The organism is Azotobacter armeniacus, from assembly GCF_054779355.1.
This window is the reverse complement of record NZ_BAAGYK010000026.1, coordinates 56421-78094: the sequence shown is the minus strand read 5'-3', so window position 1 is coordinate 78094 and position 21674 is coordinate 56421. Positions and strand designations below refer to the sequence as shown.

At 65.9% G+C, this 21674-nt stretch carries 24 protein-coding genes; 8 read left to right on the top strand and 16 right to left on the bottom strand.

The window, feature by feature from the left end; all coding sequences use genetic code 11:
• Nucleotides 1-545: 545 nt before the first annotated feature.
• Nucleotides 546-1472 carry a substrate-binding domain-containing protein gene (locus tag ACYVD0_RS05885; protein ID WP_460425945.1) on the top strand — a complete coding sequence of 309 codons (927 nt, stop codon included), beginning with the start codon at nucleotides 546-548 and terminating at the stop codon, nucleotides 1470-1472.
• Between the two features lie 47 nt (nucleotides 1473-1519).
• On the opposite strand, the gene ACYVD0_RS05880 is transcribed toward ACYVD0_RS05885, so the two are convergent.
• Nucleotides 1520-1720, bottom strand: coding sequence for a hypothetical protein (locus ACYVD0_RS05880; protein ID WP_460425944.1), 201 nt, complete (start codon nucleotides 1718-1720; stop codon nucleotides 1520-1522).
• 119 nt (nucleotides 1721-1839) lie between these two features.
• On the opposite strand from ACYVD0_RS05880, the gene aptA reads away from it, so the two are divergent.
• The 3 genes from aptA to ACYVD0_RS05865 all read left to right on the top strand — a co-directional run bounded on the left by aptA (nucleotide 1840) and on the right by ACYVD0_RS05865 (nucleotide 5062).
• Complete coding sequence (gene aptA, locus ACYVD0_RS05875; RefSeq protein WP_460425943.1) at nucleotides 1840-3186, top strand: omega-aminotransferase AptA; 1347 nt, start codon at nucleotides 1840-1842, stop codon at nucleotides 3184-3186.
• A 221-nt stretch (nucleotides 3187-3407) separates the two neighbouring features.
• Nucleotides 3408-4361, top strand: coding sequence for a GGDEF domain-containing protein (locus tag ACYVD0_RS05870; protein WP_460425942.1), 954 nt, complete (start codon nucleotides 3408-3410; stop codon nucleotides 4359-4361).
• 272 nt (nucleotides 4362-4633) lie between these two features.
• Nucleotides 4634-5062 (top strand): HMA2 domain-containing protein, encoded by a 429-nt coding sequence (locus ACYVD0_RS05865; RefSeq protein ID WP_460425941.1) that lies wholly within the window; start codon nucleotides 4634-4636, stop codon nucleotides 5060-5062.
• Between the two features lie 86 nt (nucleotides 5063-5148).
• On the opposite strand, the gene ACYVD0_RS05860 is transcribed toward ACYVD0_RS05865, so the two are convergent.
• The 14 genes from ACYVD0_RS05860 to gstA form a co-directional block, all read right to left on the bottom strand.
• Nucleotides 5149-5643: a Dps family protein gene (locus ACYVD0_RS05860; RefSeq protein WP_039804617.1), complete on the bottom strand. Its 495-nt coding sequence runs from the start codon at nucleotides 5641-5643 to the stop codon at nucleotides 5149-5151.
• A 37-nt stretch (nucleotides 5644-5680) separates the two neighbouring features.
• Complete coding sequence (locus tag ACYVD0_RS05855; RefSeq protein WP_460425940.1) at nucleotides 5681-7042, bottom strand: catalase; 1362 nt, start codon at nucleotides 7040-7042, stop codon at nucleotides 5681-5683.
• Between the two features lie 148 nt (nucleotides 7043-7190).
• Nucleotides 7191-8342 carry a glutaredoxin family protein gene (locus tag ACYVD0_RS05850; RefSeq protein WP_460425939.1) on the bottom strand — a complete coding sequence of 384 codons (1152 nt, stop codon included), beginning with the start codon at nucleotides 8340-8342 and terminating at the stop codon, nucleotides 7191-7193.
• Nucleotides 8339-8896: a hypothetical protein gene (locus ACYVD0_RS05845; RefSeq protein WP_460425938.1), complete on the bottom strand. Its 558-nt coding sequence runs from the start codon at nucleotides 8894-8896 to the stop codon at nucleotides 8339-8341. Before ACYVD0_RS05845 ends, ACYVD0_RS05850 begins: the two co-directional genes overlap by 4 nt.
• A 28-nt stretch (nucleotides 8897-8924) precedes the next feature.
• Nucleotides 8925-9149: a FeoC-like transcriptional regulator gene (locus ACYVD0_RS05840; protein WP_460425937.1), complete on the bottom strand. Its 225-nt coding sequence runs from the start codon at nucleotides 9147-9149 to the stop codon at nucleotides 8925-8927.
• A gap of 11 nt (nucleotides 9150-9160) precedes the next feature.
• A complete protein-coding gene (gene feoB / locus ACYVD0_RS05835; RefSeq protein WP_460425936.1) occupies nucleotides 9161-11503 on the bottom strand; it encodes a ferrous iron transporter B in 2343 nt (780 codons plus the stop codon).
• The gene (locus tag ACYVD0_RS05830) at nucleotides 11500-11730 is read right to left on the bottom strand and encodes a FeoA family protein (protein WP_460425935.1); all 231 of its coding nucleotides are present in this window, start codon (nucleotides 11728-11730) and stop codon (nucleotides 11500-11502) included. Before ACYVD0_RS05830 ends, feoB begins: the two co-directional genes overlap by 4 nt.
• A 27-nt stretch (nucleotides 11731-11757) precedes the next feature.
• Nucleotides 11758-13935: a heavy metal translocating P-type ATPase gene (locus tag ACYVD0_RS05825; RefSeq protein WP_460425934.1), complete on the bottom strand. Its 2178-nt coding sequence runs from the start codon at nucleotides 13933-13935 to the stop codon at nucleotides 11758-11760.
• Nucleotides 13935-14453 (bottom strand): hypothetical protein, encoded by a 519-nt coding sequence (locus tag ACYVD0_RS05820; RefSeq protein WP_460425933.1) that lies wholly within the window; start codon nucleotides 14451-14453, stop codon nucleotides 13935-13937. The genes ACYVD0_RS05825 and ACYVD0_RS05820 overlap by 1 nt, the downstream gene beginning before the upstream one ends.
• 4 nt (nucleotides 14454-14457) lie before the next feature.
• On the bottom strand, nucleotides 14458-14796 hold the full coding sequence (locus tag ACYVD0_RS05815) for a hypothetical protein (RefSeq protein ID WP_460425932.1): 339 nt from the start codon (nucleotides 14794-14796) through the stop codon (nucleotides 14458-14460).
• Nucleotides 14793-15170, bottom strand: a complete 378-nt coding sequence (locus ACYVD0_RS05810; protein ID WP_460425931.1) for a hypothetical protein — start codon at nucleotides 15168-15170, stop codon at nucleotides 14793-14795. The genes ACYVD0_RS05815 and ACYVD0_RS05810 overlap by 4 nt, the downstream gene beginning before the upstream one ends.
• 1 nt (nucleotide 15171) lies before the next feature.
• The gene (locus tag ACYVD0_RS05805; RefSeq protein WP_460425930.1) at nucleotides 15172-15867 is read right to left on the bottom strand and encodes a ferritin-like domain-containing protein; all 696 of its coding nucleotides are present in this window, start codon (nucleotides 15865-15867) and stop codon (nucleotides 15172-15174) included.
• Nucleotides 15854-16192, bottom strand: a complete 339-nt coding sequence (locus ACYVD0_RS05800) for an HMA2 domain-containing protein (protein ID WP_460425929.1) — start codon at nucleotides 16190-16192, stop codon at nucleotides 15854-15856. Before ACYVD0_RS05800 ends, ACYVD0_RS05805 begins: the two co-directional genes overlap by 14 nt.
• A 323-nt stretch (nucleotides 16193-16515) precedes the next feature.
• On the bottom strand, nucleotides 16516-17124 hold the full coding sequence (gene gstA, locus ACYVD0_RS05795) for a glutathione S-transferase family protein (RefSeq protein ID WP_460425928.1): 609 nt from the start codon (nucleotides 17122-17124) through the stop codon (nucleotides 16516-16518).
• 490 nt (nucleotides 17125-17614) lie between these two features.
• Here gstA and ACYVD0_RS05790 point away from each other — a divergent pair, with 490 nt between their 5' ends.
• Entirely contained in the window at nucleotides 17615-18460 is an 846-nt protein-coding gene (locus ACYVD0_RS05790; RefSeq protein ID WP_460425927.1) for an SIR2 family protein, read from the top strand.
• 23 nt (nucleotides 18461-18483) lie between these two features.
• On the opposite strand, the gene ACYVD0_RS05785 is transcribed toward ACYVD0_RS05790, so the two are convergent.
• A complete protein-coding gene (locus ACYVD0_RS05785) occupies nucleotides 18484-18795 on the bottom strand; it encodes a hypothetical protein (protein WP_460425926.1) in 312 nt (103 codons plus the stop codon).
• Between the two features lie 347 nt (nucleotides 18796-19142).
• Between ACYVD0_RS05785 and ACYVD0_RS05780 the strand changes: the two genes are divergently transcribed.
• The 3 genes from ACYVD0_RS05780 to ACYVD0_RS05770 all read left to right on the top strand — a co-directional run bounded on the left by ACYVD0_RS05780 (nucleotide 19143) and on the right by ACYVD0_RS05770 (nucleotide 21644).
• Entirely contained in the window at nucleotides 19143-19382 is a 240-nt protein-coding gene (locus ACYVD0_RS05780) for a hypothetical protein (protein ID WP_460425925.1), read from the top strand.
• A 148-nt stretch (nucleotides 19383-19530) separates the two neighbouring features.
• Nucleotides 19531-20571 (top strand): aldo/keto reductase, encoded by a 1041-nt coding sequence (locus ACYVD0_RS05775; protein ID WP_460425924.1) that lies wholly within the window; start codon nucleotides 19531-19533, stop codon nucleotides 20569-20571.
• A gap of 125 nt (nucleotides 20572-20696) precedes the next feature.
• Nucleotides 20697-21644, top strand: coding sequence for an adenosine deaminase family protein (locus ACYVD0_RS05770; protein WP_460425923.1), 948 nt, complete (start codon nucleotides 20697-20699; stop codon nucleotides 21642-21644).
• The last annotated feature ends 30 nt before the right edge of the window (nucleotides 21645-21674 follow it).

Here is a 21674-nt window from a genome sequence, read left to right as displayed (position 1 = left end):
CCGCCGCAGCCTTGAGGGACGGCGCGGGCCGTGCGTCTGGAATAGGTAGATCGTCGAACAGCTCGCCACCTGTGCCTGCCATCTCTTGCCTCCGGTCCAAACCCTGCGCCTATTCTCGCAGAGCGCAGGCCCGGTGGGTTTTTTCACAAGCTCTCACGCCTGATCGGCCTGACGATCGTCGGTGCCAGGCGCTAAAGAAAGATAGTGGCCTGTTTGGTTGATTCAATTAGCCAATTTCAGCGCCCCGGTCATCCGAACTTGAGTCAACCAATCGCATAGGCCACTAGTAGAGTTGCCCCTGTTCGACGGATGGTTTCGAGCTTGATTCTCAAACGAAGGCACATGTCAAAGCATGTGTAAATTTGAAAAAAGTAATGCGTTCCGACCACTGGCCATGCCTAGCGAATATTTAGAGATTATCCTCCCTGCAAAGGTGCTGTAAACGGCAAGAATCGGCTTTGAAAAGATCGTTATCTTTCCGCTTTCTTTCCGCAATGGTTCTAATTTGCGGGCTGCAACCTATTGTCCCTGCTGGAGCACAGCCTTTGCAGTTCGCGCTGATCGCCAAGCGGGTAGACCAGACGTTCTTCATCCAGGCGGGCGAGGGCTGTGCTGAGGCTGCCCAAGCGGAGGGCGATATCTGTCTGTTGCTGGGTTCATCGGGACCGTCGCACTTTCGCCGGCAGAATGAAGTCTTGGAGCAAGCCCTCGATAGAAATCTGGACGGTATCGCCCTGGCAGTGACCCATTCGAAATGGCTGGCTGATCACGCGCTGAAACGAGTGGGCAAGACGCCACTAATCACCGTCAACTCAGACTTGGCGCCCGCAGAGAGACATCTGCGCCGAAGCTACGTCGGACTCGACAACCCTGCTTTCGGCCAGCAATTGGGCATGCTTGCCCAACGCTTCAGGCCGCAAGGCGGGAAGCTATGTATCTTGAGCGGAGGCCCAGAGGAAACCAACCTCCAAGAACGCATCCAGGGCATCCGCCAGCAGCTGCGCGGTGATCAAGCCGAGCCTGGAGCCGCCAACCCGCTGAATGGCGAGAACGGTTGGAGTGAATTGAAACGCTGCCCCCTCTATAACACCAACGATCCACCAAGCGCCCTGTTCAAGCTTGCTACTCTACTGAAATCCAGTAGTCGGGTTGATGCGATTGTCATCCCCGGCAGTTGGCTAATCTACAAGGCAGAAGAGTTCCGCCGACAGATCGGCCCGTTGCTCGCCGAACTTGATGAAAAGGGCGCGCGTCCGACCATCATCATGGTCGTCAACGAACCCGATGCGGCACAGCTCTCGCTGCTTGACGATGGCCTGGTGCAGGCCTATCTGGGCATAAAAAGCCGCGAGATCGGCCGCCAGAGCTACCGGATACTAAAGCGTCTAGCTCAGGGCCAGCCCGTCCCCGATAGTGTTTTCATTGATAGCCATATCTACCTGTCCAAAGCGCCGCCAGGTATTCTTCGATGACCTTGAGCAAGTCGAGGGCACCAAAGGCTTTTGACATCCTCCCCGGCCTAACGCTTGCCGACAGCATGCTTACGCCGATAAAACATCTTTTCCAGCGCTGGTAGCAGCTTGAGCGCCCAGCGATGCACTGTCGAGTGATCGACCGACACGTCGCACTCGGCCATCATTTCTTCAAGATGTCGCAGGCTCAATGGGTAGGCGACGTACCAGCGCATACAGCTGAGCATGATCTCAAGCGGATAATGCATTGCTTGAGCACGCGGGCTAGCGTTGGGTTGAGCAGGGGCATCGGCGTCCTGGCCTGTTCCGTTTCGAACGCTCGACTTACCAGACGGTGCTATTGCGACAGATCCCCTGCGAGGCCCCCATGAATCAGCCGTTGGAAATCCGCTCCCCCCAGGCCGACGGACTCGACCTGCGTGCTCACTGGATGCCCTTCACTGCCAACCGCAACTTCCAGCGTGACCCCCGGCTGGTCGTCGCGGCGCAAGGCAACTACCTGACCGATGCTGCCGGGCGGCAGATCTTCGATAGTCTCTCCGGCCTTTGGTGTTGCGGCGCCGGGCACGGCCGCCGGGAGATCGCCGAGGCCGTGGCGCGCCAGCTGGGCAGTCTTGACTACTCCCCTGGCTTTCAGTTCGGTCATCCGCTGTCCTTCCGCCTGGCGGAGAAGATTGCCAGCCTGACCCCGGCTGGCCTCGATCATGTGTTCTTCACTAACTCCGGCTCGGAATGCGCCGATACCGCGGTGAAAATGGCCCGCGCCTACTGGCGCCTGAAGGGCAAGGCCGGCAAGACCAGGCTGATTGGCCGTGCCCGCGGCTACCACGGGGTCAACGTTGCCGGCACCGCCCTGGGTGGCATCGGCGGCAACCGCAAGGCCTTCGGCCCGCTGATGGACGTCGATCACCTGCCGCACACCCTGCTGGCGGAAAACGCCTTCAGCCGCGGCCTGCCGCAGCACGGCGGCCCAGCACTGGCCGACGAGCTGCTCCGGCTGATCGAGCTGCACGACGCCTCGAACATCGCCGCGCTGATCGTCGAGCCGATGTCAGGCTCGGCTGGCGTCATCGTCCCGCCCGAGGGCTACCTCAAGCGGCTGCGGGAGATCTGCGACCGCCACGATATCCTGCTGATCTTCGACGAGGTCATCACCGGCTTCGGCCGCACCGGCGCGCTGTTCGGCGCCGAGCGCTTCGGAGTGGTGCCGGACATCCTCAACCTGGCCAAGCAGCTCACCAATGGCGCCATTCCCATGGGCGCGGTGGTGGCCAGGCGCGAGATCTACGACACCTTCATGGAGCAGGACCTGCCCGAATACGCGGTGGAGTTCGCCCACGGCTACACCTATTCCGCTCACCCGGTCGCCTGCGCCGCCGCCCTCGCCTCACTGGAGCTGCTGGAGCGCGAGAGCCTGGTGCAGCGGGCGGCGGAGCTGGCCCCGCACTTCGAGAACGCCCTGCACGGCCTGCGCGGCACGCGGCACCTCCTCGATATCCGCAACTGCGGCCTGGCCGGCGCCCTGCAGCTCGCCCCCCGCGATGGCGATGCCCTGGTGCGCCCCTTCGAGGCGGCCATGCAGCTCTGGCGCCAGGGCTTCTACGTGCGTTTCGGCGGCGATACCCTGCAGTTCGGCCCGGCCTTCACCAGCTCCGCCGCCGAACTCGACCGCCTGTTCGACGCCGTGGGCGAAGTACTCGGCGAGATCGACTGACGAACAGGACAGACGAACAGGGCAGACCGCGGCAACCGGCGCGCCGGACGCTCGCTCCCTGCCCCGTCTGCCAGCCATGCAAGCCGCCGCTCGGCAGCCCGATGTGAAAGCCCACCGAATAGTGACGGCTTGATCTATCCTGCTCCCAGGTTCCGTCTGCCGCCTCCGGCAGGCGGGTGTATTCCAGCCGGCCGGAGTGCCGGCCCAGCAGCAGATCGGACATGCATTCGCCAGGGAGCAACCGAAAAAAAACCAGCCGCAGGCCAAAGACGACCTGCGACTGCAGCCGTGCTGCCGGCTTTGAAATCATCCTCAACAGCATCGATGCCATCGTCTATGTGGCGGACATGCACACCTACGACCTGCTGTTTCTCAACAGCTACGGGCGCAAGCTCTATGGCGATCCCGAGGGGATGAAATGCTGGCAGCTGCTGCAGGCCGGACAGACCGGCCCCTGCGACTTCTGCAGCAACCCCCACCTCCTTGATGCCAACGGCGAGCCGGCCGGCATCTATGTCTGGGAAATCCGCAACACCCGCACTGGTCGCTGGTACGAATGCCGAGACCAGGCTCAGCACTGGACGGACGGCCGCCTGGTGCGCATCGAGATCGCCATCGACATCACCGAGCGCAAGTGCATCGAGGTGGAGCTTGCCGAGGCCAAGCGGCAGGCCGAAGCCCTGGCGCACATCGACGAACTGACCGGCCTGAACAACCGCCGGGCATTCTTCCAGCTGGGCCTGCAGGCCTTCAGGCAGGCAGCACGCGCCGCCAGCCCCATCGCTGTCGTCATGTTCGATCTGGATCATTTCAAGCAGATCAACGATATCTACAACCACTTCGTCGGCGACAAGGTACTGGTCGCGGTGGCCAACAGCGTGCGTGAGCATGTGCGTGGGGCGGATATCGCCGGACGCCTCGGCGGCGAGGAGTTCGCCCTGATCCTCCCGGGAGCCACCCTGCCCGAGGCGCTGATCGCCGCCGAACGCCTGCGCGAAACCATCGCCGCCACCACCCTCGTATACGGCTCGACCCATATTCGGTGCACCTCCAGCTTCGGCGTCGCCGTCTGCGAGAATGGCTCGCTCGACCTCGAGCACATGCTCAGCCTGGCGGACGCGGAGCTGTACAAGGCCAAGCGCAACGGACGCAACCGGGTGGAGCACGCAGGGTAGGATGCACCCGGATCGGGTGAACGCAGCGATACCCCCTCGGCCGAAGGCCAGGCGTCATCGCCCCTTTCTTAAGCCTCTCCCTGCTGGATAGCTGCCAGGCTAACCGGGTATCCGGTTTTACTTGCCTCGAAACCCAAATGCGTATAATTATCAATTGCTGATTTTCGCATACCCCCGTTGATGACGACTTCCCACCTCCGTCTCGCGGACAGCCATGCCAAAGCCATGGCTGCCGGGGCAGTCGTTCATCTGCCGTACAGGATGAATCACCCATGAGTCGTATCGTTTCCGCACTGCCCGGGCGCATCCGTATCCGTGACAGAGCGCTGCGGGACCAGGCGCGCCTGGCCCGGATAGAGGAAGCGCTGGCCGGCCTCGAAGGCATCGACAGCCTCCAGCCCAATGCGCGCGCCGGCAGCATCGTTCTGCACTTCGATGCCGCGCGGGTCGCGGTCGAGGCGCTGGAGGCGGCGGTCGACGCAACCATCGACGCCGAGCTGGCCCGGCCCCACCCGCCGCGCCGGCGCTCGCTGAAGATGCAGATCAACCGCGGCGCCAAGCTCGGCATGCTGGGCAGTCTGACCGCCTCGCTGGCGCTGGCCGCGGCCGGCAAGAAAGGCGCGCATGCCATCACCGGCGGCCTGTTCGTGGCCTGCCTGGGCGTGCACCTGGGCGTGCACCGGCGTTCGCTAGTGCGCTGAGCGCTCTCCCGACCACGCCCTTCCCCGTGGGCCTAGGGCCTGTTAACGCTACTCGCGCGCGCCGCGTGGAGTAGTGTTAACAGACCCTATTCCTCCAGAAGACTGCGCAGCATCCAGGCGGTCTTCTCGTGCACCTCCAGGCGCTGGGTGAGCAGATCGGCCGTCGGCTGGTCGCCAGCCTTGTCGACCACCGGGAACAGCTTGCGGGCGGTGCGGGCGGTCGCCTCCTGGGCGGAGACCAGGTAACGGACCATCTCGCCGGCCTTTGGCACCCCCTTCACCTCTTCGATGGAGGCCAGCTTGGCGAACTCCCTGTAGGTGCCCGGCGCCGGAAAGCCCAGCGCGCGGATGCGCTCGGCGATCAGGTCGAGGGCGGCCCATTGCTCGGTGTACTGGGTCATGAACATCTGGTGCAGCGTGTTGAACTGCGGGCCGGTCACGTTCCAGTGGAAGTTGTGGGTCATCAGATAGAGCGTGTAGCTGTCGGCGAGTAGTGCCGACAAGCCATCGGCGATCTTTTCACGATCTGCGGCATCGATGCCTATATCGATGGCAGGAGTCCTGCCTTTGCGGTTTTCCATGGGAACCCTCCTCTCGAAGAAACGATGTTTCCGACGCTCAGTCGAGCCCCAGCGCCCTGGCCACCCCCACGCCGTAGGCCGGCTCGGCCTTGCCGCAGTTGGCGACATGGCGCCGCTTGACCTCCTCCGGCGCATCGCCCAGGGCGCGGGCGGTGTTCTCGAACAGCACCTGTTGCTGCTGGGGCATCATCAGGCGGAACAGCGCGCCGGGCTGCGAGTAGTAGTCGTCGTCATCCTCGCGGAAGTTCCAGTGATCCACCGAACCCGCCAGCGCCAGCGGCGGCTCGCGGAAGTCGGGCTGTTCCCGCCATTCGCCATAGTCGTTCGGCTCGTAGCCGAGGGTGCTGCCGAAATTGCCCTCGACGCGCATCGCGCCGTCGCGGTGATAGCTGTGCACCGGGCAGCGCGGGGCGTTGACCGGGATATGGGCATGATTGACGCCGAGCCGGTAGCGCTGGGCGTCGCCATAGGAGAACAGCCGGCCCTGCAGCATCTTGTCCGGCGAAAAACCGATCCCCGGCACGACGTTGGCCGGATTGAAGGCGGCCTGCTCCACTTCGGCGAAGTAGTTGTCCGGGTTGCGGTTCAGCTCGAGGATGCCGACCTCCTGCAGCGGGTAGTCCTTGTGCGGCCAGATCTTGGTCAGGTCGAAGGGGTGGTACGGCACCTTGGTGGCGTCCTGCTCCGGCATGACCTGCACGCAGAACTGCCATTTCGGGAAATCGCCGCCCTCGATGGCCTCGTAGAGGTCGCGCTGGTGGGTTTCCCGGCATTTGCCGATGGCTGCCTCCGCCTCGGCGTCGCTCAGGTTCCGGATGCCCTGCATGCACTTGAGGTGGAACTTCACCCAGTAGCGCTCGTTTTGAGCGTTGATGAAGCTGTAGAGCGCCTCGGGCAGCAGGGTCCAGAAATCCCAGTTGTTTTTCGCGCTGCGCAGGTTGGTGCGCGGGTCGCGCTTCACCGCGTGGTTGAGGTCGGGAAACTTGAGCGGATCGCGCAGGAAGAACACCGGGGTGTTGTTGCCGACCAGGTCCCAGTTGCCCTCCTCGGTGTAGAGCTTGACCGCGAAGCCGCGGATGTCGCGCTCGGCGTCGGCCGCGCCGCGCTCGCCGGCCACGGTGGAGAAGCGCACGAACAGCTCGGTCTGCTTGCCCACTGCGGAAAACAGCTTCGCCCGGGTGTAGCGGCTGATGTCCTGGGTGACGGTGAAGGTGCCGTAGGCACCCGAGCCCTTGGCGTGCATGCGCCGCTCGGGAATCACCTCGCGGTCGAAGTGGGCCAGCTTCTCCAGGAACCAGACGTCCTGCAGCAGTTGCGGACCGCGTGGGCCGGCGGTCATGACATTCTGGTTGTCGACGACGGGGCAGCCCGCCGCCGTGGTGAGCTTTTTCTCGGTCATGCCGGTTTTCCTTCCTTTTCCCATCCAAGAAAAACGAGGTGTCTGGGGCCGCCTCGATTCCCGGACCCAGTGGAAGGCCTCCCCCCTTCGGAAAAAGAGTAGCCCTGAAACATGAAAGCGTCGCCGGGAGCGGCGAGAAGGCCCCGCCCTACCCCAGCCATCCGGGCCGCAGCAGCATGACGCCGCCCAATGCCAACATGACCACCCCACTCAGGAGCTTCAGCCAGCGCCCTGCCCGCTCCGACAGCCTGCGTCCACCGAGGGCGAACACCGCGCTCGCGACCATCAGCGCATCGTCCGCCAGGTAACCCAGGATATACAGGCCCAGATAGGCGTAGTGGACTGTCGGAGTCAGCGCCTGTCGGGCGAGGACCGCCGTATAGATCGCCGGAAAGCCGGCGGTGCACAGCAGTTCGATGAAATTCACCATCACGGCCAGTACGGCAATGCCGGCGAGCGCGGGCAGCAGCCTGTCGGCCTGCAGGATGGCGCGCAGGCGGGCATACAGCCCGGGTTTGGCCGAGGCGGGTATCGACAGCGCGAAGTCGCCCCCCGGCCGCAGACCGTCCCTGATGTTGACCGCGCCGATGACCAGGGCCAGGCCGCCGAGGAGCCGGGCCAGCAGCGTGGAAACGCCGACCAGCAGAAAAAGATTGAGCCAGGCGGCCAGGAAGGTGTAGTAGACCGCGCCACTGACCAGTACGAAGGTGCCGGCAACCAGCGCCATCCGCCGGCGGTCATGCAGGCGCACCAGCAGCGAAAGGAGAAACAGCAGCAGCCACATCGCGCAAGGATTGAAACCATCGAGCAGACCCAGGGCGAGAGTGAACAGCGGCAGCCCCAGGCGCTCCACGCTGAGCGTGCCGAACAGCCCCGTCTCGACCGCGTCGGCGGGCGCCGCCTGGCGGTCGATCAGCGCGATCAGCTCGGCGCCGCTGTGCTCGGCACTGTCGAAACCCACCAGAACCCGTTCGCCGATCACGAAGGTCGGTACCCCGGGTGGCCAGACCCCAGCCTTCCGGGAAATCCGCAGCAGGTCCTCGCGGGCCGCGGCATCCCGGTCCACCGGGCGCAGGACGATGCGCAGCTCCGGACGCCCGGCAGCCAGCTCGACGAGAAACACCTTGGCCGCGCTGCAATGCGGGCAGCCGTCGCGCACGAACACCTCCATCGTCTGCGAACCGGCGTGCTCCGGCGGCGCGGCGAGCGTCGGCGCCAGGCCTGTCAGCAAGAACAGCAGCATCAGCCGGCACAGCAGCGATAGCGGGGCCACGCCGTCGCGGTCCGGGATTGCGCTCATGGGGCATCGTACTGACCGGCGCAACCGGCAGCGATGGCGATCAGCTCGCGGGCCAGCTCGCGGGCGCTCGGCCACGCCTGGCTTGTCTCCGGCAGGTAGATCTCCAGGCCCAGGTAGTGAAACGCCGGGTTGCGCCACACCTGCGGCGGGATGATGGTGCGCGCGTGCAGATCGGCACCCTCGTCGCCGAGGGGCACCACGCGGACCTCCGTGCCGGCCAGGCGCTCGGCACCGGCCACGGCCGTGCGCAGGCAGGCGCACAGCACCGGATCGGCACAGATCAGGTCAGCGCCGAGCTGCGGATCAAAGCCGCTGTGCAGATCGACGAGCAGCCGGTGACGATTCAGCACATGGGGCAGCAGTTGCAGGTACAACGCCCGGTGCAGAGCCTCGTACTGGAAGCGCCGCGCGGCGGGAGGCTGCTGGCCGGACAGCCCTTCCGGGATCTCCAGCACCGCCACCTGCGCCGGGTCCACGCCTCCGGCCACGGCCTGGCCGAAGGCCAGTTCCTCGCGGTGGATGCCGATCACCAGCAGCGTGGGGGGGATATCCATCGGCTGCCTCCGCGGCGCTCAGGAGGTATCACTCGCCGATCCACTCGTAAAGCGCGAGCGTGGCCGGATCGCACTTGCAGCAGGAGGTGCCGCAGGTAGATCCGGCTGACAGGCGACGCACGCGGCCCTTGCGCTCCAGGGTGGCGAGCATGGCCTCGACCGCCTCCGGCGTGCTGCCGGTGGCAGTCGCCAGATCGCGCAGGCTGGCCCGACCATGCTGGCGAAGGTACTGGCCGATCTCCGACAGAATCATGCTCTTCCTCCTCAAGTCCTCTGGGGAACGGCCGCCGCCTCGCCGCCGCGCCCGGCGAAACGGCGCATGGCGTAGAGCAGCAGGCCGAAGCCGATCAGCAACGCACCGATCCAGACCAGCGAGGACAGCGGGTGCCGCGTCAGGGTCGCCGCCTGATAGAACAGGGTCGACACGCCATAGGCCAGCCCGGTGGTCCAGAGCGCCACGAACAGCGTCCAGCGGGGGCCGGACTCCTGATAGACCGTCGCGGTTGCCGAGGTGCAGGGCATGTAGAGCAGGATGAACAGCAGGTAGGCGAAGGCGCCGGCGCGCCCGTCGAAGCGGCTCGCCATGGCGCCGAAGATGCCGCTGGTCCGGGCCTGATCCGCGTCCGGCAGGCTCTGGCTCTGCGCCTCGATGCCGGCGACATCCCGGCGCCAGGAAGTGCTGCCCGGCAGCAGCTTGAGCCAGCCGTCGAACAGCGCGGCGAGGTTGGCGGGGATGGTCGCGAAGGCGGCTGCGATGCCTGCCCCCACGGCGCGGGGTGCCCTCTCGCCGGCATCCTGCGGGCCTGCCGCCAGGGACGCATAGGCTGCGCTCAGGGTGCCCACCACCGCCTCCTTGGCCAGCACGCCGGTGAAGATGCCGACCACCGCCGGCCAGTTGTCCTCGTTCAGCCCCAGCGGCGCGAAGGCCGGCGCGACGCCGCGGCCCACGGCCGCCAGTACCGATCGGTCGCTGTTCTCATTGCTGTAACTGCCGTCGGTGCCTACCGCATTGAGCACGTTCACCACCAGCACCATGGGCACGATCACCCGCCCGGCGCGGAAGATGAAGCGCTTCAGGCGGTCCCAGGCATGGATCAGCACACCCCGCACGGTTGGCACATGGTAGGGCGGCAACTCCATGATGAAGGGCGTGGCCTCGCCCTGCAGCAGGGTGTTCTTCAGCACCAACCCGGTCAGCACTGCCACCGCGATGCCGATCAGGTACAGGCCGAACACCACGTTCTGCGCACCCTCAGGGAAGAAGGCCGCAGCCAGCAGCACATAGACCGGCAGGCGGGCGCCACAGGACATGAAGTGCGCCATGGCGATGGTCATCAGGCGGTCGCGACGGTGTTCCAGGGTGCGGGTCGCCATGATCGCCGGCACTGTGCAGCCGAAGCCGACCAGCAGCGGCACGAAGGACTTGCCCGGCAGGCCGATCCAGCGCATGAAGCGGTCCATCACGAAGGCGGCCCGGGCCATGTAGCCGGAATCCTCCAGCAGCGACAGGGACAGGAACAGAAAGCCGATTATTGGAATGAAGGACGCCACCACCCGCAGGCCGCCGCCGACGCCCTGGGCCAACAGCAGCTCCAGCCAGCCCGGCGCGCCGAGGCCGGCCAGCAGCGCACCCAGACCGTCCACCAGCAGCGCCCCGACGAACTGTTCGAAGAAATCGATGAAGGCGCCGCCGAGGTTGATGGTGAGCATGAACATCAGATACATCATCGCCAGAAAGATCGGGATGCCGAGGGCGCGGTTGAGCACCACGCGGTCGATGCGCTCGGTAAGGTCGCGACCGACCCGGCCACCGATGCCGACCACCTCGCCGGCGAGGCGGTTGGCCAGCCCGTAGCGGGCATCGGCCACCTGGATGTCGAGGTCCTCGCCCAGCTTCGCGGCAAGCGCCTCCGCCTGCCCGCTCAGCGCACTGCCGGCGGTCTGTCGGGCGAGATCGTCGCCCTCCAGCAGGCGCACCGCCAGCCAGCGCGTCGAGGTGCCGGCATGGGCGGCGGTCTCCGCCAGCTGCGGCGCCAAACTGGCGATCGCTTCCTCCAGCGCCGCCTCGTAGGCGACCTCTGCGGTCGCGCCACGATGTCCGGCGACGGCCTCGGCGATGGCCGCCTTGAGCGTCTCGATGCCCTCGCCTTCCGAGGCGACCACCGGCACCACCGGGCAGCCCAGGCGCTCGGCCAGGGCCCTGGCGTTCAGCGTCATGCCCCGGGCCTCGGCCACGTCGACCATGTTGAGCACCACCAGCAGCGGCACGCGCATCTCGGCGAGCTGGCTGGTCAGGTAAAGGTTGCGCTCGAGGTTGGCGGCATCGACGATGTTGATCACCAGATCGGTCTCGTTGCCGTGGACATAGTCGCGGGCGAGCTTCTCGTCGAGGGACACCTCCTGGTCGGTCACGTCCAGCGAGTAGGTGCCCGGCAGGTCCACGACCTCGAAGCGCAGCCCGCGAAAGCCGTACTCGCCGCTCTTGCGCTCGACGGTCACTCCCGGCCAGTTGCCGACCCGTTGGTGCGAGCCGGTCATGGCGTTGAACAGCGTGGTCTTGCCACAGTTGGGGTTGCCGACCAGGGCGATCCTGTAGAGGATCTTCATTCCAGCCGCTCCACCGAGAGTGCGTCGGCCTCGTCCCGGCGCAGCGACAGTGCGAAGCCGCGCACACGGATTTCCACCGGATCGCCCATCGGCGCCACCCGCGTGACGCTGATTTCCGCACCCGGCGTGAGGCCCATCGACAACAGCTTGCGGCGATAAGCGCTGCCGCCTTCGGCAAAACCGATAACCCTGGCGTGCTCGCCGACGTGCAGATCTCTGAGCAGCATGGCAAACCTCCCTGTTCCTGGTGTTGGTCAGTGGCCTGTTTGCAGGCCAGCGGTCGAATGCTGGGTGTCGGCGCGCATCGCGGTGCGGCGCTTCGCCCGTGCCCCGGGCTCGCGCGGCAGGCCGGCGCCGGCCAGCGCGCGCAGCAGGATGGCGATGGTGCTGCCGTTGTGCAGCATCGAGGCGGCCACCGGGGTCAGCAGGCCGAAGGCCGCCGCGCCGAGGATGCTGGTGTTGAGGCCGGCGGTGAGCTTGAAGTTGCCATCGATCAGCCGCCGTGTGGCGAGGGCCAGCGCCCGGGCGTCGGCGACCCGGGAAAAGTCGTCTTCGAGGAGGGTGATGTCGGAGGCCAGGCGGGCGATGTCGGCGCCGTGGTGCATGGCGATGCCGACCAGGGCGCCGCTCAGCGCCGGCGCGTCGTTCACTCCGTCGCCGACGAAGGCAATGCGCGCGCCCTCGGCAGCGAGCTGCTGCAGCACCTCGACCTTCTGCTCCGGCAGCAGGCCGGCGCGGAACTCGTCGAGGCCCAGATCTTCGGCCAATGCGCGGGCGCGCTCCGGCTGATCGCCGGTGAGCATCAGAATGCGCCGGATGCCGAGCTCGCGCAGCCGCGCCACTGTTTCGGCGGCGTTGTCACGCACGCGCTCGGTCATCGCCAGGACCCCGATCAGTTCGCCGCCGAAGCCGATGTAGAGCAGGGTCTTGCCTTCCGCGCGCAGACGTTCGATCACCTCGGCATGGGCAACAGTGGAAACCCCCTCGTCGTCCTCGATGAAATGCCGCGAGCCGACCACGATCCGCTGGCCGTCGATCACGCTCGCCACGCCATGGGCGACGACGAACTGCACGGCCTGGTGGTCGAAGTGGTGCGGATGGTCGAGGCGATGGGCCGCTGCCACCACCGCCTGGGCGACCGGATGGACGTAGTGCTCCTCGACCGAGGCGGCCAGGTTGGTCAAGTCTTCCGAGGTATAGGCAGCGTTGAAGGCGATCGAGTCGGTCACCTTGAGCATGCCGGTGGTCAGGGTGCCGGTCTTGTCGAAGACGAAGGTGTCAGCCCGCGCCAGACGCTCCAGCGCCTTGGCGCTCTTGATCAGGATCGCGGACTGCCCGGCGCGGTACATCGCTGCCTTGAACGCCACCGGGGTGGCGAGCTTGAGGGCACAGGAATAGTCGGCCTGCAGCACCGCTGCGACCCTCTGCCCGTCGCCGGATAACAGCCAGGTGAGGCCGGCCAGGCCGAGCACCATCGGCACCAGGCGGTCGGCCAGGCGCGCGGCTTCGAGCTGGGTTTCGCTCTTCACCGAGAGGGACTGCTCGACGAAGTCGGCGATCCGCGCGGCGGCGGCCTGGCGCCCGACCCGCTCGGCGTAGATGCGCAGGCGGCCCTCCTCGATCAGGGTGGCGGACAGCACCCGGTCGCCGCGCCGGCGCACCACCGGCACGCTCTCGCCAGTCATGGTCGCCTCGTTCACCAGCGCCTCGCCGCCGAGCACGGTGCCGTCCACCGGAATCACCATGCCGGTGGCGGCGATCACGCTGTCGCCGACCTGCACCTCGGCGGCATCGATCAGCGTCTCGACGCCATTGCGCTCGACCCACACCTCGCCCTCCGTCGGCCGCAACAAGTGTTTCAGCAGCTCGTCGGAGCGGCGCTCGATGGACTCTTCGAGGTATTCGCCGAGGGCCAGCAGGAAGGAGGTGGTGTTGGCGGCGAGAAAATCGCTGCGGCTGATCGAGATCCCCACCGCGAGGGCCTCCAGCACATGGGAGGTGATGCCCTTCTCGAGGAAGTCGTCGACCGCCTCGCCGAGCAGGGGCACGGCGGCACCGAAGGAGACCGGCGCCTGCAGGCTCGGCTGCAGGCTGCGGGTCGCCAGCAGGGTGGCGCCGCTCATGGCCACCGCCCCCAGGCGCGCGGCCTCGCTGTGCCGATGGTTGGCGGCCGGCAGCGGCAGGCCCGATGGCGAGAGCGCGAGAATAGCGCTGGCCAGGCTGTCGACGTCGGTGACGCCCGGCTCGAACTCCACCACCAGCGAGCGCACCGTCGGATTGACGCGCACTTGCAGTACGCCCTTGAGGGAACTGACCTCGTGCTCGATGCTGCGCGCATCGAGCGGCATGCCCGCCCGGCAGCGGTAGCGGAAACGTACCCGACCGACCGTCCGGTGCAGCGGCTGCACCCGGGCGAACCAGGCACCGTCCATCAGACCTCTCCGTGGCGCTCGGTGGCGACCTCGGCCTTGATGTCGGCCATTTGCTCCTTCATCTCCTCGAAGCCGCCGGCGACGCCCGCATAGAGCTTCATCCCGGCCTTGATCAGCTTGCCGCGCAGCTCCTCGTCGGCCAGCACCCAGGCCGCGGTCACGCCGAGCACCGCGCCGAGCAGGAACTGCTCGGCATTGCGCGACTGCAGGAAGGCCGGCATGCCTTGCAGCAAACCGGCATCGAACAGGCCGGCGCCGGGAAAGCCGCCGCCCGGAGCGCCTGCGCCGTAGCCGTATCCATAGCCGTAGCCCCGACGGTGGTGGTAGGCCCCGCCATAAATCCCGTCGCGCGGATCGAAGCCTTGCTGCGGCCCACCACCATAGGCGCCATAGGCGCCGCCCTCGCCATACTGCGGCCCGGCAGCATAGGGCGGCATGTCGCCATAGCCCATGCCGTAGCCCATGGAATATGGCCCCCCGCTGTCGCGCTGCCTCTTGTACTTATGCTTCTTGGCCATCCTGTTACCCCTTCTCGTCGAGTCGAGCCGCATCACGCAGCAGTTGTTCGATCAGCAGCACGCCGGTGGCGCCGACAGCTGCGCTGACCAGTGCGCCGGAGTAGTCGCCATAGCGGACTGCCGCCGCGGCCCGGGCTCCGGCGGCAAATGCCGTGCCGCCCTGCAGGGCATGCCGCAGCACCCGCTTGAGCTGGGCCGGCGACGTCGGATGGGACACGCCCTGGAACGCCGAGAGGCAGGCGCTGGCAACGAAAGCGCGGGTGAATTCGTTGTCGCCGCGCGCTGCCATGGGGATCGGTGGATAAGCCGCATAATGGCCATAGGCGAGGAGTGGATATCTCATGGGGTCCGCCCCCCCTGCTTGCCCTCAGTGCCCTCCAGGGACTCGCTGGCGGTCCAGTGATGGGGCTCGCGCGCGCCCGCTCCGCCTTGCGCGCCCGTCACCGGTTCGGCTGCGGCCCGCGCCGTGGCCGCCTCCTCTTCTTCACTCAGAGGGCTCGCGGGCTCGCCGGAGGCCGCGGACGCCCCCTCTTTCCCGCCGAGGCGGGCTCGCGCCCGCGCCGAAGCGCTCTCGATCGCCTCCAGGCTGGATACGGTGGCGCCGCGCAGGCTGCCCTGGGCCTTTTCCAGGCCCTCCTGGGTCTTGTCGCTTTTGAACAGCTTGAGTACGACAGCTCCCGTCACTATGCCGACGGCAAAGGGAATGATATGGAACATCTCAGTTCTCCTTTTGATTTCGACCGGGCCGGTTCTTCAACAGGTAGATCCCTGCTCCGCCTGCCACCATGCCGGCCAGCATGGCGGGATGGCTGTGACGCAAGAGGGGGCTGAAAATGCCGAGTGGTCCTGCATGGATGCCCAGATGGGCGAACGCCCTTTCCATGAAGGCGGAGAGCGGACCGTGATGCACATAGGCCTGCTGTGGCGGGATGCCCCTGACCGCGTGGTAGCGCTCCTGCGCCATGGCCTCCAGCACCGCCTGGCGGAAAGCCGGCAGGTGCCGCTCCAGCGAGGCCGCCTGCAGGTTCTGAAATACCCGGCGCGCTTCAGGCTCGGCGACCTGGGTGAGCAGGTATTCGTAAAGGCGTATATTGGCGATCTCGCCGGCGACGGCACGCTCGCAGTTGACCAGCCAGCTGGGATCGACCATGGTTTCCTGCGGGAAGGGATTCAGTGGGCGGGGAATGCCGAAGCGCTGGCACAGGTTCGAGAGCGTGGCGATGTGCCGTTCCTCCGAACGCAGGATATTGGCGAAGGGCGGACGCGGACCGAACGCCTCGACGACCCTGGCATAGAAGCTGTGGGCAGCGTATTCGTCGTAGAGCGCGATACGCACGGCCTGGTGCAGGATTGGAAAGGGGGCGGCGGGATCGATCCTCTGACTGCGCAGAATCGGCTCGTCATAGTTTTTCATGCATGATCTCCCGATAGATCTCACGCAGAATCCGCTCGAGGGTGGCCGCGGCAGGCGACTCGACACCGGCCAGGAAATCGTCCCAGGCCTCGGCCGGAATCACCTGCGGGTCGTATTCCACGGAGCACGAACGGGCCAGCACATTGACCCGCACCGAATGAACGCCTGGTGTGCGATCCAGAATAGATTGGAATTGCCGGGCCTGCCGGCCCCGCCGGGCGAGTGACTCGTAGTCGGTCACCAGCTTGAGGCGGATGCGCCCCTGGATGTGGTGGACGATGCGGATATACACGAGGTAGCCGCGCAACTCATCGAAGGTGGGCATCGGGGACACCTCCCCCCAGGGAAATTCGAATGGGCTGGAGGGGAATTCGTTCCCCCGCCCTCCGCCGCCCGGATGCCGGGCGCTCATGCCGAATCCCTGGAGCGGGCGGCAGGCCGGTCCTGGCGCCGATCAAAAGCTATGGCAGCATTATCCGCAGCTGTCAAAACGCGAAGGGGTCGCATCGGGGCACTGGCGGGAGCGGCGGCACCGTGGGTAGGTTACGGCCTTCGGCCCGGCCCATCCCACGGTTGAAGCGTTTGGATCAAGGTGTCAGGCGCTTCTCGACAAAGGCGGCCCTGCCCGTCCGGCGATTGCCCCGCTCGCTACGAGAGCAACCCCTCCGCCTGCATTGCCTTCTGCACGGCAGGCCGCGCCGCCACGCGCTCCTGGAAGGCGCGCAGGGCCGGCCAGGAAGAAAGATCGATGTCCAGCGGCTTGGTCCAGCTCAGCACGGTGAACAGATAGGCATCGGCCACGGAGAAGCGTGCACCATTCAGGTAGTCCTGTCCGGTGAGCACCTTGTCGACGTAGGCCAGACGTCGATCGAGGGCGGCCAGCGCGGCCTCCCTCCACTCGGGCGTGATCTGCGGATTGAACAGCTGGCCGATTTCCTTGTGCAGTTCGCTGCTGATGAAGAACAGCCACTCCTGGACGCGGAACCGCTCCAGGGTGCCATTGGACGGCAGCAGACCGGCTTCGGGCAGCTTCTCGGCGAGGAACAAGGCAATGGCCCCGCTTTCGGTGAGCCGCTGGCCGTCGTTCAGCTGCAGGGTCGGCACATAACCCTTGGGATTGACGTTGTAGTAATCCCCTCCACCTTCGATGCTATGGCTTTTCAGATCTACCTTCTCCAATTCGTAGGGCAGGCCCAGTTCGCAAAGGACGATGTGCGGAACCAGGGAGCAGGCCCCCGGGGTGTAGTAGAGCTTCATGGTTTCTCCTCGATCGACGAATTACTCAGCTCGCCGGGCAAGCTTAGGCCGCTCCCGGCGCTCGCGCTATCCCGCCGCCCACCTTCGTCGTCGGGCCTCAAGTAACCCACAGAAGGTGTGGATTGTGCTGTGGACAAATACGGTATGACTGGCCGCAGGGCCGATGAAATCTGGCCCACAGACGACTGACCGTTTTTTGATCAGCGCACTGGCAAAGCCTCCTGCCAGCACATAACCGACTGAAATATCAAGCCATTTCCAGTATGTCGGAGGGAGATAACCAGCCTGCCTGAAGGTACTACAAGCCCCTGCTTGTCAACCGCCAGCGAAGGAAAAATTGTGGATAACTGGAGGATAGCAGTACAGCCCAGCGACCGTGCCGGCTCTGCCTTATGCTCACGATTTTCCGTCTCGCCCTGTTTCATTCGCCGAGACATCGCTTGACCGGCCGGCCGATTTTCCGCCGGGCCGACAGATGTGGAGACAGCCCATGCACGACATCGATCCCCCCGCGCCCCTGCTGGAGCTGTGCGAGCTCATGGCGCGGCATCCGCTGCTGGTCCTGACCGGCGCGGGAATCAGCACGCCCTCCGGCATTCCGGCCTATCGGGACAAGGAGGGCGTCCGGCACGGCAAGGCGCCCATGATGTTCCAGGAGTTCATCGGCTCGGCCGCGGCACGCAAGCGCTACTGGGCGCGCAGCATGATCGGCTGGCCCAGGGTGCGGCAGGCGCGCCCGAATGCAGCGCACCAGGCCCTGGCCAGGCTCGCGGCCGACCGGCGGATTGCCGGCCTCATTACCCAGAACGTGGACGGGCTGCACCAACAGGCCGGCAGCGACGGCGTGATCGAACTGCACGGCAACCTGCACCGGGTGCGCTGCCTCGACTGCGGCAAGATCCTGTGGCGCAGCGAGATCCAGACACTGCTGGAAGAGGAAAACGCCTACCTGCAGGGCATCGAGGCCGTCCTGGCCCCGGATGGCGATGCCCGGCTGGCGGAGGCCTGTCTGGAAGGATTCCGCATCCCCTGGTGTCCCTGCTGCGGCAGCGACCTGCTCAAGCCGGATGTGGTGTTCTATGGCGAGGGCGTGCCGGCCGAGCAGACCGACGCAGCCTCGTTGAGCATCGAGCAGGCACCGGCGCTGCTGGTCATCGGCTCGACCGTGATGACCTACTCCAGTTTCCGGCTGTGCCGGTCGATTGCCGCGCAGGGCAAGCCGCTGCTGGCCATCAACCAGGGCACGACGCGCGCGGACGACCTGCTGAACCTGAAGATCGAACAGCCCTGCGAGCAGGTGCTGCCCTGGCTCGCCGAGCGACTGGGTGCCGCGTAGCGGCCCTGTTCCAGCCAGAAGAATCAGGGCAGCGGCTGGATCGTCGGCACGTCGAAATGCACGGCGAGCATCGCCACGAGTTCCGGCAACGCCAGATTTTCGTAGGTGTCGGTGGCGTGCGGGTATTCCAGATGCACGCCATAGTGACCTGGATTCTGGCCAAGCGTGTACAGCCAGGCACGTACCCCGGCCTCCTCCCTGTGCACCAGATAAACCGCCCTGGGGTCCAGCGATGTCGCGGCATCGATGATGAACGCCCCCGGCCCCAGTTGCTCGCTCAGCAGCAACAGCACATGGCGAATGTCCTGATGTTTGTCCAGCGCCCAGATATTCATGATCCCGCTCCGTACTTCCGCCGCTCCCGAAACAGTAATCCTCAAAATCGGTTGCAAAACCGACCGTTGCATGACGGTATCAAGGCTGATGACGATCTGGTCTAATGCGGCCCGATCAGCGGCTCGGCTTCACGCCAGTCGATCCCGCGAGGCACCTCGACGAGGTGCCCGGATGTTGCCAAACCGCTCGTCGAACGGCAACGACAAGCCGGGCGGCACCTCCAGGCGCAGGCGGAAGAAAATCATGAACCGGAAAGCCCGGCGTACGAGCAGCGGGCTTTGCAATGGACAAGGGGAGAGAAATGGGTGAGGTGAATTCATCGCCTGCATCGGTGGAAGTTTTCAACTTGATCGTCCCGCTCGAGAAAAAGCTGAAGGCGTATCTGCGCCTGCTGCCCGAGCCGCATCGCGCCGATACCTGGCTGCTGGAAGTGCGCCTGTTCTATGAAACGGCCCCGGTGGGCAGAACCAGTTTCACCCTGAATGGCTACAGCCAGGAGGAAGCCGAATCGGTCGCGCGCAACATCAGGAGCAACGCCTACCTGATGCAGGAAATCGATCAGTATCTCTGGAGCGAGAACGACTGATTGTCGATACCCTCGCCGCAGGGCGCCCCGGAACGGCTGGCGCCGCCGCCTCTTCCACCGGCCCCATGAGTGACCGGCCACTGCGCTGCCGCGCGGCTCTGCATATCGGATACCCTGCTCCCTTCATTCATTCCACAGGAGCTTTCCGATGATTTATCGCCCACTCGGCAGGACCGGCCTCCAGGCCAGCGCGCTGGCGCTCGGCAGCATGACCTGGGGCGAACAGAACAGCGAAGCCGAGGGCTTCGAGCAGATCCGCCGCGCCCAGGCGGCCGGGATCAACTTCATCGATACCGCCGAGTTGTACCCGGTGCCGCCGAAGGCGGAAACCTATGGCGCCACCGAAACCATCATCGGCAACTACTTCAGGCGCCACGGCGGGCGGGGCGACTGGATCGTCGCCAGCAAGGCGGCGGCGCCGGGCAATGGCATCGGCCATATCCGCGGCGGCCGCAACCATTTCGACCGCGCCAATCTGATCGCCGCGGTGGACGACAGCCTCAAGCGCCTGCAGACCGACTACATCGACCTCTACCAGTTGCACTGGCCGGACCGGCAGACCAACTTCTTCGGCCAGCTCGGCTACCAACACGAGCCGGACGCCCACCTCACCCCGATCGAGGAGACGCTGGAGGTCCTCGACGCCCTGGTGAAGAACGGCAAGATCCGCCATATCGGCCTGTCCAACGAGACGCCCTGGGGCGTGCAGCGCTTCCTGCACCTGGCCGAAACCCGCGGCTGGCCGCGGGCGGCGTCGATCCAGAACCCCTACAATCTGCTCAACCGCAGCTTCGAGGTGGGCCTGGCGGAAATCGCCATCCGCGAGCAGGTTGGCCTGCTCGCCTACTCTCCGCTGGCCTTCGGCCTGCTCTCCGGCAAGTACGAGAACGGCGCGCGCCCGCCCAAGGCGCGGCTGACCCTGTTCGAGCGCTTCCAGCGCTACAACAACCCGCAGGCGCGCCGCGCGGCCAGCGCCTACATCGCCCTGGCCCGCGAGCACGGCGTCGACCCGGCGCAACTGGCCCTGGCCTACGTCACCAGCCGGCCGTTCGTGACCAGCAACATCATCGGCGCCACCAGCCTCGAACAGCTGGACAGCAACATCGCCAGCCTGGATCTCCGGCTGAGCGACGAGCTGCTGGCCGGCATCGAGCACATCCACACCGGGCAGCCCAATCCGGCACCCTGAGCAAGGCAGCCCGTCAGGTACGCGGCAGTGGCAGGGCGCAGTGACAAGAGGCAAGCTAGACACTACGCGCAGGGCCAGGACAAGCCGCCCTGCCCAGCCTGCCACCGACGACAAGAGGCCATCCCATGTACGCCTGGCTCAATGCCCTGCCCAAAGCCGAACTGCACCTGCATCTGGAAGGCTCGCTAGAGCCGGAACTACTGTTCACCCTCGCCAAACGCAACAAGATCGCCCTGCCCTGGGCCGACGTGGAAAGCCTGCGCAAGGCCTACGCCTTCCGCAACCTGCAGGAATTCCTCGACCTCTACTACCAGGGCGCAGACGTGCTGCGCACCGAACAGGACTTCTACGACCTGACCTGGGCCTACCTGCAAAAGTGCAGGGAGCAGAACGTCATCCACACCGAGCCCTTCTTCGACCCGCAGACCCACACCGACCGCGGCATTCCCTTCGAGGCGGTGCTCAGCGGCATCGGCCAGGCCCTGGAAGACGGCCGCAAGCAGCTCGGCATCAGCAGCGGGCTGATCCTCAGCTTCTTGCGCCATCTCTCCGAGGAGGAAGCCCACAAGACCCTCGACCAGGCCCTGCGCTTTCGCCATGCCTTCATCGCCGTGGGGCTGGACAGCTCGGAAAAGGGCCATCCGCCGCGCAAGTTCCGCCAGGTGTTCGACCGCGCCCGCGCCGAGGGTTTCGCCACCGTCGCCCATGCCGGTGAGGAAGGTCCGCCGGAGTACATCTGGGAAGCTCTCGACCTGCTCAAGGTACGGCGCATCGACCACGGCGTGCGCGCCGCGGAGGACCCGAAGCTGCTGGAGCGGCTGATCGACGAGCAGATTCCGCTGACCGTCTGCCCGCTGTCCAACGTCAAGCTCTGCGTATTCAAGGACATGGCCGAGCACAACATCCTCAAGCTGCTGGAAATGGGCGTGAAGGTGACGGTGAACTCCGACGACCCGGCGTACTTCGGCGGCTATGTCACGGAGAATTTCGCAGCCCTGCAGGAAAGCCTCGGCATGACCCGCGAGCAGGCCGAACGCCTGGCGCAGAATAGCCTGGATGCCCGCCTGGTCTGAGGAGAATGTCCCTGGGAGCCCGGTGCATGG

Coding starts and splice junctions, on each gene's coding strand:
- ACYVD0_RS05880 (WP_460425944.1), bottom strand. CDS start 1,720: ATGCATTATCCGCTTGAGATCATGCTCAGCTGTATGCGCTGGTACGTC.
- aptA (WP_460425943.1), top strand. CDS start 1,840: ATGAATCAGCCGTTGGAAATCCGCTCCCCCCAGGCCGACGGACTCGAC.
- ACYVD0_RS05870 (WP_460425942.1), top strand. CDS start 3,408: ATGCATTCGCCAGGGAGCAACCGAAAAAAAACCAGCCGCAGGCCAAAG.
- ACYVD0_RS05865 (WP_460425941.1), top strand. CDS start 4,634: ATGAGTCGTATCGTTTCCGCACTGCCCGGGCGCATCCGTATCCGTGAC.
- ACYVD0_RS05860 (WP_039804617.1), bottom strand. CDS start 5,643: ATGGAAAACCGCAAAGGCAGGACTCCTGCCATCGATATAGGCATCGAT.
- ACYVD0_RS05855 (WP_460425940.1), bottom strand. CDS start 7,042: ATGACCGAGAAAAAGCTCACCACGGCGGCGGGCTGCCCCGTCGTCGAC.
- ACYVD0_RS05850 (WP_460425939.1), bottom strand. CDS start 8,342: ATGAGCGCAATCCCGGACCGCGACGGCGTGGCCCCGCTATCGCTGCTG.
- ACYVD0_RS05845 (WP_460425938.1), bottom strand. CDS start 8,896: ATGGATATCCCCCCCACGCTGCTGGTGATCGGCATCCACCGCGAGGAA.
- ACYVD0_RS05840 (WP_460425937.1), bottom strand. CDS start 9,149: ATGATTCTGTCGGAGATCGGCCAGTACCTTCGCCAGCATGGTCGGGCC.
- feoB (WP_460425936.1), bottom strand. CDS start 11,503: ATGAAGATCCTCTACAGGATCGCCCTGGTCGGCAACCCCAACTGTGGC.
- ACYVD0_RS05830 (WP_460425935.1), bottom strand. CDS start 11,730: ATGCTGCTCAGAGATCTGCACGTCGGCGAGCACGCCAGGGTTATCGGT.
- ACYVD0_RS05825 (WP_460425934.1), bottom strand. CDS start 13,935: ATGGACGGTGCCTGGTTCGCCCGGGTGCAGCCGCTGCACCGGACGGTC.
- ACYVD0_RS05820 (WP_460425933.1), bottom strand. CDS start 14,453: ATGGCCAAGAAGCATAAGTACAAGAGGCAGCGCGACAGCGGGGGGCCA.
- ACYVD0_RS05815 (WP_460425932.1), bottom strand. CDS start 14,796: ATGAGATATCCACTCCTCGCCTATGGCCATTATGCGGCTTATCCACCG.
- ACYVD0_RS05810 (WP_460425931.1), bottom strand. CDS start 15,170: ATGTTCCATATCATTCCCTTTGCCGTCGGCATAGTGACGGGAGCTGTC.
- ACYVD0_RS05805 (WP_460425930.1), bottom strand. CDS start 15,867: ATGAAAAACTATGACGAGCCGATTCTGCGCAGTCAGAGGATCGATCCC.
- ACYVD0_RS05800 (WP_460425929.1), bottom strand. CDS start 16,192: ATGCCCACCTTCGATGAGTTGCGCGGCTACCTCGTGTATATCCGCATC.
- gstA (WP_460425928.1), bottom strand. CDS start 17,124: ATGAAGCTCTACTACACCCCGGGGGCCTGCTCCCTGGTTCCGCACATC.
- ACYVD0_RS05790 (WP_460425927.1), top strand. CDS start 17,615: ATGCACGACATCGATCCCCCCGCGCCCCTGCTGGAGCTGTGCGAGCTC.
- ACYVD0_RS05785 (WP_460425926.1), bottom strand. CDS start 18,795: ATGAATATCTGGGCGCTGGACAAACATCAGGACATTCGCCATGTGCTG.
- ACYVD0_RS05775 (WP_460425924.1), top strand. CDS start 19,531: ATGATTTATCGCCCACTCGGCAGGACCGGCCTCCAGGCCAGCGCGCTG.
- ACYVD0_RS05770 (WP_460425923.1), top strand. CDS start 20,697: ATGTACGCCTGGCTCAATGCCCTGCCCAAAGCCGAACTGCACCTGCAT.